The sequence below is a fragment of the Actinospica durhamensis genome, assembly GCF_018139695.1.
Lineage (GTDB): Bacteria > Actinomycetota > Actinomycetes > Streptomycetales > Catenulisporaceae > Actinospica > Actinospica durhamensis.
Genome location: NZ_JAGSOG010000263.1, coordinates 1 through 11943, shown reverse-complemented (window position 1 = coordinate 11943; position 11943 = coordinate 1). Strand labels below are relative to the sequence as shown.

General features: G+C 72.3%; 10 protein-coding genes and 1 pseudogene. 5 read left to right on the top strand and 6 right to left on the bottom strand.

Features of this window, described 5'->3' with window-relative positions; all coding sequences use genetic code 11:
* Nucleotides 1-407: hypothetical protein (locus KDL01_RS33125; RefSeq protein ID WP_212532625.1), on the bottom strand; the 407-nt coding region annotated here is incomplete at its 3' end.
* A gap of 10 nt (nucleotides 408-417) precedes the next feature.
* Entirely contained in the window at nucleotides 418-2421 is a 2004-nt protein-coding gene (locus KDL01_RS33120; protein ID WP_212532624.1) for a DUF2264 domain-containing protein, read from the bottom strand.
* 165 nt (nucleotides 2422-2586) lie between these two features.
* Here KDL01_RS33120 and KDL01_RS33115 point away from each other — a divergent pair, with 165 nt between their 5' ends.
* Complete coding sequence (locus KDL01_RS33115) at nucleotides 2587-4716, top strand: RICIN domain-containing protein (RefSeq protein ID WP_212532623.1); 2130 nt, start codon at nucleotides 2587-2589, stop codon at nucleotides 4714-4716.
* A gap of 96 nt (nucleotides 4717-4812) precedes the next feature.
* Here KDL01_RS33115 and KDL01_RS45590 read toward each other — a convergent pair whose 3' ends face one another.
* The 3 genes from KDL01_RS45590 to KDL01_RS33100 all read right to left on the bottom strand — a co-directional run bounded on the left by KDL01_RS45590 (nucleotide 4813) and on the right by KDL01_RS33100 (nucleotide 7730).
* Entirely contained in the window at nucleotides 4813-5784 is a 972-nt protein-coding gene (locus tag KDL01_RS45590) for a PDR/VanB family oxidoreductase (RefSeq protein WP_307846729.1), read from the bottom strand.
* Nucleotides 5781-6827, bottom strand: a complete 1047-nt coding sequence (locus tag KDL01_RS45585) for a Rieske 2Fe-2S domain-containing protein (RefSeq protein ID WP_307846728.1) — start codon at nucleotides 6825-6827, stop codon at nucleotides 5781-5783. The genes KDL01_RS45590 and KDL01_RS45585 overlap by 4 nt, the downstream gene beginning before the upstream one ends.
* Before the next feature lie 63 nt (nucleotides 6828-6890).
* A complete protein-coding gene (locus tag KDL01_RS33100; RefSeq protein ID WP_212532622.1) occupies nucleotides 6891-7730 on the bottom strand; it encodes an IclR family transcriptional regulator in 840 nt (279 codons plus the stop codon).
* Nucleotides 7731-7853: 123 nt separating this feature from the next.
* Between KDL01_RS33100 and KDL01_RS33095 the strand changes: the two genes are divergently transcribed.
* From KDL01_RS33095 to KDL01_RS33080, 4 genes are all read left to right on the top strand, one after another.
* Nucleotides 7854-8312, top strand: a complete 459-nt coding sequence (locus KDL01_RS33095) for a MarR family winged helix-turn-helix transcriptional regulator (RefSeq protein WP_212532621.1) — start codon at nucleotides 7854-7856, stop codon at nucleotides 8310-8312.
* Nucleotides 8313-8522: 210 nt separating this feature from the next.
* A complete protein-coding gene (locus tag KDL01_RS33090) occupies nucleotides 8523-9092 on the top strand; it encodes an isochorismatase family protein (RefSeq protein ID WP_212532620.1) in 570 nt (189 codons plus the stop codon).
* A complete protein-coding gene (locus KDL01_RS33085; RefSeq protein WP_212532619.1) occupies nucleotides 9089-10501 on the top strand; it encodes an MFS transporter in 1413 nt (470 codons plus the stop codon). The genes KDL01_RS33090 and KDL01_RS33085 overlap by 4 nt, the downstream gene beginning before the upstream one ends.
* Nucleotides 10502-10526: 25 nt before the next feature.
* Nucleotides 10527-11219: an HAD family hydrolase gene (locus KDL01_RS33080; protein WP_212532618.1), complete on the top strand. Its 693-nt coding sequence runs from the start codon at nucleotides 10527-10529 to the stop codon at nucleotides 11217-11219.
* Here KDL01_RS33080 and KDL01_RS33075 read toward each other — a convergent pair.
* Nucleotides 11200-11943: pseudogene (locus tag KDL01_RS33075) on the bottom strand (hypothetical protein); the annotation flags it as partial. The gene KDL01_RS33080 and the pseudogene KDL01_RS33075 overlap by 20 nt on opposite strands.

The following is an 11943-nucleotide window of genomic DNA, read 5'->3' as shown; positions in this document are numbered from 1 at the left end:
GCCGGGGCGGGGTGGGCGGCGTCGCGCCCTGCGCGCAGCGAGCGGCGCAGCGGTAGCGCCGTCACCAGCACGAAGAGCCCGAACAGGGTGATCATCGAAAGGCCGTAGGGCCGCAGCAGTAACCCGGGGTCCGCCCGCACGGACGGCCAGTTGCCCTGCCAGTTGGCCGCAGCGTCCGCGAGCATGATCGCGGCGCCGAGCAGCGGGGCGGCCGGGATCCGCCGCCACGCCAGGACCGCGGCGAGCGGATCGATCACCAGCAGCAGCTGGAAGAGCACCTGGCTCACCAGCGGGAATCCGCGATAGGCGTGCAGCCCTCCGCAGGCCACGTCGTAGGCGTGCGCGCACGTACCTTCGACGAAGCCTGCGATGAAGATGAAGCGGATCACCCGCGATGCTGCCCCCATGGGGTCCAGGCTATCGAGGCGGCTCGAGTTCGAGCGTGCGCTCGGTGCCGTCCACGCGCACGGTGACGGTCGCGGTGGCCGGGTCGACGTGCACGGCGGGCGGTAGCGGCAGTTCGTGCTGCGGCGCCCAACCCTCGGCCGGCAGCGGATGCAGGCGCAGCAGGTGGCCGGAGACGTGGACGGTGTCCAGCGCACCGCGGCGCTCGCCGACCAGATACGGCGTCAGGCTGTGCTCGCCGAGCGCGTTCGAGCCCTGGTACGCGACCGTGTCGGCCACGTCGTACCCGGCCAGCGGCACCACGGCTGCGAAGACCGCCGCGACCTCGGTGCGCCCCAGGGCCCAGGCCGCGCCCCCGTCCTTGCCCGCCCCGAGGGGCTGCTCGTCCGCCGCGACCGCGTAGCCGCCCTCGCGCACCTGGTCCCAGCCCGCGCCGCCGAGCACGCGGTGGGCGCGGATCTCCCACAGCCCGCCGTCCGGCGTGTCGATGAAGCAGGACGCGGATATGACGCGGGTGTCCGGCAGCGCGGCGCCCCAGCGGTCGCGCGGGGTGTGTGTGGAGACGGCGACGCCCTCCGCGGTGACGCGCGGTTCCTCGATCGCGTGTCGGCGGGTCCAGCGCCGCCACGGGTCGAGCAGCGCGAAGTGGCCGTCGATCCCGCCGTCCTGCCAGGCCGGGCCGGTGCCGGGCGCGGTGTGGGTGCTGTAGCCGAACTTGATGTAGTGCGGATCGTCCCCGCCGCCGGGCAGGAAGGTCTCGTGGTCGGCGCCGTGGTTGGCCACGCGCACCACGCCCTCGTCCCGCCGCGAGGCCGCGACCCAGCCGACGGAGCGCCACGCCGTCACCTCGGCGCGGTCGCCGCCGGGTGCGTCCGAGCCGCCGGGTGCCGCGTCGTCGTGCTCGTCCTCGTCCGGCGCGGTCCACAGCGGGTGGTCGGGCGCGGCGGCCAGACCGAGGAAGCCCATGCCGGCGAAGTACGGCGAGCCCGGGCCGCTGTAGACCTGGAGTGAGGGCTCGAAGTGCGCGGCGCGCCAGCCGAGGCTGGGCGGCTCGGCCCCGGTGACGCCGAGCTGCTCGAAGTGGCGGAGCGTGGCGGTGCACAGGCTCCGGGTCCGGGCGGGGGAGAGCGGGCTCACCCCGGCCAGCGCGGCCGTCCACAGGCCGGTCACCGCCGCCGTCCGGTACGTCAGGGATCTGCCCTGGTGCAGCGGGGCGCCGTCGGGCGCGAAGGTGCGGGCGTACCCGCCCGCGAACGCGGCCAGCCGCTCGTGCATCCGCGCCCGGCGCGCCGGGTCCGCCGCGTCGCCGCGCAGCCGGTACCACTGCCACAGGAACGGGTGGATCACCCAGGAGTTGTAGTGGTCGATGTTGCGCCGGCCGCTCAGCGGCCCGTCGTTGTACCAGCCGTCGCCCAGGTACCAGGACTCGACGCGTTCGATGTCCTCGTCCATGTGCCCGCCCGGCACCTCGACGCCGACCGAGGCGAGGAAGGCCTCGACGACCGCGGTGAACAGCAGCCAGTTGTTGTCCCAGGCGCGCAGCCTGGCATGGTGCGCGAGCCAGTCGGCGAGCTGCTCGCGGGTGGCCTCCTCCAGCCGGTCCCAGACCTGTTCACGGCACAGCGCGAGCCCGAACGCCAGGTTCGCCGCCTCCACGATCGGCTGCTGGATGCCCGAACCCGACGGCTCCCCGGCCGCGACCGCACGCCCCCAGGTCCCGGGCCGAGTGCCACCGCCCGCGCCGCCCGTCCCCATCGCCGCCGCCAGCCCGCGCGCGTACCACTCGGCGTGTCCGGCCTCGTCCGCGCCGTGGGCCAGGCGGGCCCCGGCCAGCAGGAAGCTGCGACAGAACCCTTCGATGCCGTCGCTCAGCGGCCCGCACTGGGAGGCGCGCCCGGGCGGCGCGATCAGCGACCCTCCGGCGAGGGCGTGGCGGCGGGCGGTCAGCAGCCAGGCGTCGGCCGTCGCGCACCACAGCGCGCGCGTCCCGATCGGGGCTTCGTCAGGCTCAGACATGGGCCAGATAGTACGCGCTTACTGCTCGATTGCCTACGGGTTCGCGGCGACTCTTGACACTTTCGCCACTCGAAGCCACACTCCAACGCATCCCGCTGGATCAATACCCGATGTCTCCATGCCAGGGATAGCAAGCGCTTACCCTCCCAAAGAAGGGGTCTCACCGTGTCCTTACCGCGCCTGCTCGCACCACGTCGCGCTCTGCCCGTCGCCCTGCTCGCCCTCGGTGCCGCGCTGCTCGGGCCCAGCGCCGAGGCGGCCACCCCGCTCTACCCGACGTACACGCTCGACGCCTCCCACACCCTCTCCTCCTCGCTGGTCGGCGACATCGCGGGCTCCGCGTTCACCGACACCTCCGGCACCTTCCACTGGCTCTCCTCGTACGCCGACTACACCACCACCGACAGCGGCTCATACACCACCACCTTCACCAACACCGACCTCGGCGCGCTCAACGCCGGAGTCGGCTCCAGCACCACCAGCGTCGCCGACGACACGTACTACAACCGGTCCGGCTCGCTGTGCTACCAGGTCGACAAGGCCGCCGCGCACGCCGCGCCCTCGCCCTACGAGGACGACCACTGCGACGTCGTGGGCGTCTGGGTCGACCCGTCCACCGGCACCTGGTACGGCGTGGTCAACGACGAATACGACTTCGACCCCTGGGTCACCAGCGGCCTGACCACCGCCCAGCGGATCACCACCGGCATCCACGCCAACCGGATCCTGACCGCCTACTCCACCGACGACGGCACCGACTGGAACTACGGCGGCGAGATCCTCACCTCGCCCTTCACCGACAACGACGCCTTCGACGCCACCGCCACCCCCGGCAACACCTGGGACTACGGCGTGGCCGGCGTGCGGCTGTTCGTGGACTACTCCACCGGCTACTTCTACGTGGTCTACAACACGACGATCAAGATGAAGCCCGGCTACACCACCGTGGCCACCTGGCCCTCCCTCGCCCGCGCGCCGATCAGCGGCAAGATGGCGCCGGGCACCTGGAACAAGTACGACAACGGCAGCTGGACCCAGCCCGGCATCGGCGGCGTCGACGGGAACGTGGGCAACGCGCTCGGCCTGGTGGCGAGCTACACGCCCGCGACCGACCAGATCAACTTCACCGGCACCGGCGCGGACGCCTCCAGCGTGGACTACCGCAGTGTCTACGTGACCTCCGGCGGCTCGTTCACCTTCGAGGACGCTAGCGGCGCGACCTACACCGCCTACCCGAGCACCGGCACCATCGACAACAGCTCGGGCACCTCGGTCGGCTCCGTCACCTATCAGGACCCCGCGCTCAACAGCAGCGTCACGGTCACCGGGACCGGCTCGGCCGTTACGATCGCGATCACCAACGCGGCCGGCTCGACCCAGAGCGCGACCGTCACCAACATGGTGCTCGAGGACACCACGACCCACCGGCTCTACCTCTCGCCGACGGAGGTCAACGAGTCGGCACTGACCTACAACACCTACGCCGAGGCGTACCTGTCCGTCGGTTACGACACCGACGTCTACACCACCTCGGACCTCGGCAAGCCCAACAGCCTGGCCGTCGTCGGCGTGGAGCCGAGCGGGGCCTCCAGCAGCTACCTGACCAGCCTCGACTACGGCAGCCTGACCAACCAGAACATCAGCACCCGGTCATACCGGATGGTCTCCGCGCTGACCGGCGGCATGTGGGACGTGACCATGTACCCGCACTCGTCCTCGCAGCCCGACTACGTTGTGGGCAAGACCCCGGTCGACGGCAGCGGCACCGCGATCAGCTCGTCCTCCGACTACAGCCTGACCGTCGGCGGCACGGCGCTGACCGACTCCGGCGGCAGCGGGTCCACGGCGGGCGAGTGGCAGCTGGTGCCGGTGGCCGACTCGTTCAGCACCAGCTACCCGAGCGGCGTCTACAAGCTGGAGAACGTCGCGACCGGCGCGTACTTGCAGGTCTCCGGGGCCACCGCGGCCGCGCAGCGCGCCATCGGCGCGAGCGTGACCACCGGCGCGGCCCAGGCGAACTACAGCTCGACCGGCAACAGCGGCAACGGCTCGCCCGGCGGCAGCGACCAGTGGTACCTCGAGCCGATCGGCAGCGACACGCCCGCGACGCTCAGCTCGAGCTCGTCCGCCGCGACGGTCTCCGCCGCGACGAACACCTCCCTGGCCGGAGTGGGCACGTACAAGCTGGTCAACCGCAACAGCGGCCTGGCCCTCGAGTACGTGAACGGATCCTGGCAGCTGGCCGGGCAGAGCTTCGGCGACGCCGGCCAGACGCTCGGCATCACCCTCGGCTGAGCGCCTCCGGCTGAGTCCGCTCGGCCGAGCGTTCGAGAATGGATCGGTCCGGGCGCCGCCCCACGCGGCGCCCGGACTCGTCCGTACACACGAGCGTCAGAGGTCGAGCGTCAGCTCGGGGCTCAGGCTCCGCGAGACGCAGATGAACATGATCTCGTTGCTCTCCCGCTCGTCCGGAGTCAGCAGACTGTCACGATGCTCTGGCACGCCTGCCAGCACCGCGGTCTCGCAGGTGCCGCAGGTGCCCTCGCGGCAGGAGGACAGGACATCGACTCCGGCGGCCTCGACCGTCTCCAGGATCGAGCATCCCGGCCGGACCGTCACGCGGGTGCCGCTGCGGGCCAGCACGACGTCGAACGCGTCTGCCCGGACCGGCTCACCGACCTCGACCGGCGTGAACCGCTCGACCCGCAGCGCACCGGAGGGCCAGTGCGCCGACGCGGCCGCCACCGCCGCCAGCATCGGCTCCGGCCCGCAGGCGTAGATCAGCGTCTCCTCGTCCGGCTCGGCCAGGTGCGCCGCGAGATCGAGCAGGCCGTGCTCGTCCTGCGGACGCACCTGCACCCGCGCGCCGTGCCGGGTCGCCAGGCGCTTGGCGAACGCCATCGACCCGCGGGTGCGGCCGCCGTAGAGCAGACCCCACTCGGCGTCCTCCGCGTGTGCCTGCGCGATCATCGGCAGCAGCGGCGTGATGCCGATCCCGCCCGCGATGAACAGGTAGCGGCGCGCCGGAAGCAGCGCGAAGTTGTTGCGCGGAGCGGAGACCGAGAGCGCCGTGCCGACCGCCAGCTCGTCGTGCACGAACACCGACCCGCCGCGGCCGCCGGTCTCGCGCAGCACGGCGATGCGCCAGTGCGCGCGGTCCTCCGGGTCGCCGCACAGCGAGTACTGCCGGACCAGATCCTCACGCAGGTGCAGGTCGATGTGCGCGCCCGGACTCCACGGCGGCAGCGCCCCGCCGTCCACCGCGCCGAGCGTGAGCGAGACGACCCCCACGGCCGCCTCGACCCGCTCCGTCACCACGACCTTCACGTCCGCCGCCTGCACTCCCGGCTCCGCCTGCGTCACGCCGCCGCCTCGGCCAGCCGCTTGAGCACCTTGCGCGCGGCCAGCCCGCCCGCGTCGATGTTGATGCTCAGCTCCTGGAAGCCCTCGGGCTCCGTCTCGATGACGCCCTCGAGGATGTTGAGCGCGTCCACGTCCTGCATCACCACGGTGTGGTTGAACTTGGCCAGGAACTCGGTCACGTCCGCGTCCTCGCGGGCGAAGTCGCGCGAGACCATCCAGAAGTCGAGCACCGAGTTGTCGGTCTCGGGCGTGATCGCGTAGGTGATCTCGGTGTGGAAGCCCTCCGGGTCCGTGCCGTCCGGGTTCGGCACCGAACCCACCGGCGCGATCCGGCTGTGCAGCAGGTAGAGGCAGGGGGCGTGGTACTCGATGTCCTGCCAGCGCGAGATCCGGTCGGTCAGGCCGGTGGACTTGGCGTAGAACGGCGGGCACTCGGCGTCCTGCATCCGCCGGCTCACCCGCACCAGGCCGGTCTGCTCGTCCACGCTCGTCTCGATCGGCGTCTCGGCCACCTCCGGTGTGCCGATGTAGCCGCCGTGCAGATACGTCTCGTGCGAAAGGTCGAGCAGGTTGTCCACCAGCAGGCTGTAGCGGCCCTTGATCGGCTCCATCCCGGCCACCGTCACGTAGCCGGAGTCGGGGTTGAGCCAGGGCGCGCGCGGTATCGGGCGCTGCTCGGCCAGCTGCGGGTCCCCAATGAAGACCCAGATGAACGAGTCCTGCTCCACCACCGGGTACGAGGCCACCCGGGCGGTGCGCGGGATCCGCTGCTGTCCGGGTACGTACACGCACGCGCCGCTCGGCTCGTAGGTGAAGCCGTGGTAGCCGCACACCACCCGGTCCCCGTCCAGCCGGCTCTGCGAGAGCGGGAACCTGCGGTGCACGCAGCGGTCGGCCAGCGCCACCGGCGCGCCGTCCTCGGTGCGGTAGAACACGATGGGCTCGTTGCAGATCGTGCGGGCCAGGAACTCGCGCGTCACCTCCGCGCCGTAGGCGGCGACGTACCACTGGTCGCGGACGATCGGGATGCCGGGTGCGGCCACTTCGAACTCCTTCGCTCACGCGCCCACCACGATGTGGGGCCGTCACGCAGAGGTTCGGCGAGTTCAGCCCTGCCCGGCAAGGGGTTCTTCCACTGGGTGGAAGGCGCCGTGCCCCTCGGCGCGCGTACTGCGCGGCCCGGGGCCGTACCCCAGCGCCCGCGATCCGCCGCGCGCGGCCATCCGCACGGCCGGGACCAGCGGCGCCGGGTTCGCCGTGGCCGGGACCACCAGGGAGAGCGCGGCCACGACGGAGCCGGACGCGTCCCGGATCGGCGCGGCGACCGACACCGCGTCATCGGTGATCTGACGGTCGCTCACCGCCGCGTCCGCGCGCCGCACCTCGGCCAGCGTCGCGCGCAGCCGGGCCGGCTCGGTGATGGTGTGTCCGGTGAACCGGGCCAGCGGCCGCGCGCACACCCGCTCCTGCACCGCCGCCGGAGCGTGCGCGAGCAGGACCAGCCCGACGCCGGTGGCGTGCAGCGGCCAGCGGGAGCCGACGGTGGTGCGCACGACCACGGCCGAGCGCCCCGAGATCAGCTCGATGTAGAGGGTGTCGAGCCCGTCGCGCACGGCGAGCTGCACGTTCTCGTGCGTGGTTTCGTAGAGGTCTTCCATGAACGGCAGCACCGCCCGGCGCAGCCCGGAACTGCGCGGCGCGAGGCAGCCGACCTCCCACAGCCGCAGCCCGATCCGGTAGCCCCCGCCCTCCGCCTGCTCCAGCGCCCCCCACGCGGTCAGCTGCCCGACCAGCCGGTGCGTGGTGGCGGCCGGCAGCCCGGCCCGGCGCGCGAGCGAGGTCAGGCTCAGCTCGCGGTGCTGCGCGTCGAAGGCGCCGAGCAGTGCGAGCAGGCGCTCGGCGACGCCGCTGCGGGAGGCGGAGCTTGGCTCGGTCGGACTCGCCACGCTGCCACGCTACCGCTCCCGCAGGCAGGGGGCGCGGGCGAGACGATGGGCGGGACGCGGCGCTGACCCTGGTAGATCTACAGTCAACTGTACAGTTGGCTGGTGAAGTGATAGCTTGGAATCATGAACGACAGGGACGAGGTCATCGAGGCCGAGGCCGTCGAGGCCACCGCCGTGGCGGCGCAGCTTCGGCTGGCCGTGGTGCAGCTGCTGCGCCGTCTGCGTGAGCAGGCGCCGGGCAGCGACCTGACCAAGTCCCAGTCCAACGCGCTCTCCCGGATCGAGGCGCTCGGCTCGGCCACCGCGACGGAGCTGGCCAAGGCCGAGGGGATGCGGCCGCAGTCGATGGCCGCCATCGTCACGGCGCTGCAGTCCCTGGGGCTGGTCGCCGGGGCCCCCGATCCGCGTGACGGGCGCAAGACCGTGCTGAGTCTCACCGAGCAGGCACGCGAGGAGTTCCGCACCGGTCGGCTGGCCAAGGAGGACTGGCTGACCGAGGCGCTCACCGCGACGCTCACGCCCGAGGAGATCGCCCGGGTCGCCGAGGTCGTCCCGCTGCTGCAGCGGCTCGGCCAGGCCTAGCGCCCCGCGCGCACGGCGGTTCGAGCGCCCGGCCGGCTCAAGCCGGACGGAAACCGACTCCGTCGGCACGGCTTTACCCGGCGTCGGCACACCGCCGGCACCTTCACCGTCACCACCGTCAACCGACGCGTCCCCGCACGTCGCCGCGCCCGCGCGCCGACGTCCGCCGGAGGCGTACCCCGGCCTGCCCGGGCATCGAAAGGAACCACCATGGCCTTCACCACCCTCGACCCCACCACCGCGCTGATCGTGATCGATCTGCAGCGCGGCATCGTGGACCTGCCGCTCGCGCCGCTGACCCGCGACGAGGTGGTGGACCGGTCGGTTCGGCTGGTCAAGGAGTTCCGCAGCCGTGACCTGCCGGTCGTGCTGGTCAACGTGGCCGGCGCCCCGGCCGGGCGCACCGACGAGGGCAGCGGCGGGCCCCGGGTCTTCCCGGAGGACTGGACCGCGCTCATCGACGAGCTCGAGGTGCAGCCGAGCGACATCCTCGTCACCAAGTACGCCCGCGGCGCCTTCTCCGGCACCGGCCTGACCGAGACCCTGCGCGCCGCCGGCGTCACCCAGGTCGTGGTCGTCGGCATCGCCACCGGCACCGGCGTGGAGTCCACCGCGCGCACCGCGCACGAGGACGGCTTCCACGTCAGCCTCCCGGTCGACGCGATGACCGACACCGACGCCGGCAAGCACGAGCACGCCATCACCCGCGTCTTCCCGCGCATCGGCGAGACCGGCACCACCGACGAGCTGCTGGGGCTGCTCCAAGGCGGCGCCCGGTGACGGCGGTCACCGCCGAGCGGCCGGCGGCGAAGACGCCGTCCGGCCGCTCGGACAAGCCGTTCGGCTGGCGGTTCATCAGTCCGCTGCTGCTCGGCTCCAGCCTCAACCCGATCAACAGCTCGATGATCGCCACCGGACTCGTGGGCATCGGCGTGGACTTCCACAAGGGTCCGGGCACCACCGCGACGCTCATCTCCGTGCTCTACCTCTGCAGCGCGGTGATGCAGCCGACGATGGGCAAGCTGGCCACCGTCTTCGGCGCCCGCCGGGTCTTCCTGGCCGGCGTCACGATCCTGCTGATCGGCGGCGTCGTGGGCGCGGCCGCTCCGGCCTTCGGCTTCCTGCTGGTCTCCCGCGCCCTGATCGGCGTGGGCACCTCGGCCGCCTACCCCACGGCGATGGCGCTGGTGCGCAAGCGCGCCGACGAACTCGGCACCGGGGTGCCGAGCCGGGTGCTCGGCAACTTCTCCATCGCCTCGCAGGTCACGATCGTGGTCGGGCTGCCGCTCGGCGGCGTGCTGGCCGGAGCGTTCGGCTGGCGCGCCCTGTTCCTGGTGAACGTCCCGCTGGCGCTGCTGACCCTGGTGTGCACGCTCGTGGGCGTGCCGAAGGAGAAGCGTCCGGCGGTGGAGCGGCGCTCGCTGGCCACCACCGTGGACGCGGTCGGCATCGCGCTGTTCGCCGCCACGATCATCGGCCTGCTGGTGTTCCTGTCCGGCGTCGACCACCCGCGCTGGTGGCTGCTGGCCGCCGCGATCGTGCTGGCCGGGCTGCTGATCGGCTGGGAGCGGCGGGCACCGAAGCCGCTGATCGACGTGCGCATGCTCGGGCGCAACCCGCGCGTGCTGCGCACCTACATCCGCCAGACCCTGGTGTCACTGGGCACGTACACCGCGCTCTACGGCACCAGCCAGTGGATGGAGGGCGCCGCGCACTACACGGCGTCGCAGGTCGGCCTGATCCTGCTGCCGCTCTCGGGTATCAGCATCGTGCTCGCGCGGATGGTCTCGGCGAAGGGCTGGGTGAAGGTGCCGCTGGTGCTGACCGGCGTGTGTCTGGTGCTGACCGGGATCGTGATGCTCGCCATCACGCACAGTTCGCCGGTGCTGGTGCTGATCGGCATGTCGCTGCTGTTCGGCTTCGCCAACGGGTTCAGCGGATTCGCCAACCAGGCGACGCTCTACCTGCAGTCCGGCTCGGACCAGATCGCGGTGGCCTCCGGCCTGTACCGGACCTTCACCTACTTCGGCGCGATCTTCTCCTCCAGCCTGATCGGCATCGCCTTCGGCAACAGCGCGACCGACCAGGGCCTGCACGCCGTCGCCTACGTCATCGCCGGCATCGGCGCGCTGACCGGCCTGATGGCGCTGCTCGACCGGAGCATCCCGCGCCGGGCGGCGGAGCGCTGAGGGCGGCCGTGGTTCAATGAGCCCCGTGCGAAGCATCAAGGCGATCATATTCGACTTCGACGGCCTGCTCATGGACACCGAGACGACCCTGCTCGAGTGCTGGCGGTACGAATGGCGCCAGTACGGGCTCGAACTCGATCCGACGACGTTCTTCGCCGATCACGGCGGGGACGTCTCGGCCGAGCACTACCGAAGGCTCGCCGAGGCCGTCGGACCCGACTTCGACCTCGAACTCAGCCGGACCAGGCGACTGGCCTACCGCGACGAACTGCACGCCGGGCTCGGGCTGCGCGAGGGTATTGAGCACTGGCTCACCGAGGCCCGCGACTCAGGGCTCAGCTGCGCGGTGGCCAGCAGCTCACCCAGGTCCTGGGTGACCGGACTGCTCGGCGGCGTGGACCGGCTCGACCCGTTCACCACGCTGGCCTTCGGCGACGAGGTGCCCGAGCACAAGCCCGCCCCCGACGTCTACCTGCTGGCCCTCGACCGCCTCGGACTCGACCCGTCCGAGGCGGTCGCCGTCGAGGACTCCCCGCACGGCGTGGCCGCCGCCAAGGCCGCCGGCCTGGCCTGCATCGCCATCCCGCACCCCCACGTCGACCCCGCCCGCTTCCCGCACGCCGACCTCCTGCTGCGCAGCGCCGCGGACCTCACTCTGCCCGCGGCGCTGGCCCGGCTGGCCGCTCAGCGCCGCGAACTCACCACACCTGAAGGCTGATCAGATAGCCGGAGCCGGTCACGTATTCGGCGTAAAGGTAATACGTGACCGAGCCGAACGTGGGCGTGGCGGAGACGGCGTGGCGGCTCTGCGTCGTCACGCCCTTGATCTCGGCGAGCTCCGGGCCGATCTGCGCGCGCAGCCACGACTCGGCCGCCGTCGTGGAGCCACCGGAGAGCCCGGTCTGCACGCACAGCGTCAGCAGGTTCGTGACCTGACTGACCGCGGCCGCGTTCGAGGGGGTGAAGCCCTGCGCGGAGCAGGTCGGCTTGGGCATGCCGCTGGGCAGATCCGTGACGATGCTCGCCTCGAGCTCGCGCACCTGCGCGGTGGACCACTGCCAGGCGGAGGAGATGTAGGCCTGGTCCTGCCAGTCGTCCGCCTTCGCCTTCGAGCCGGCCACGGTGTGCACGTGGGCGAGCCAGGCGGTCGAGCTCCACGGGATCGAGAGCGTCTGCGCCTGCGCGGCGGGCACGGCGCGGTACGTCGTGGGTACCGGGCTGCCGGGTATCGCCGAGGACTGCAGCTGCGGCGGGTCGGCCGGGTTCGTGTCGAGCGTGCCCACCAGGGTCGGGGAGGCGGCGGCCGAGGGCGCGTTCGCGGCGTCCGCGGCGGGCTGCCCGGCGCCGGAGCAGGCCGAGGCGATCAGCCCGAGGGCGAGCACGCCGGCGCCGACGGAGCCGGCGGCGCGCAGGCGGCGCGGGCGGCGCGGGCGGGTCGGGGC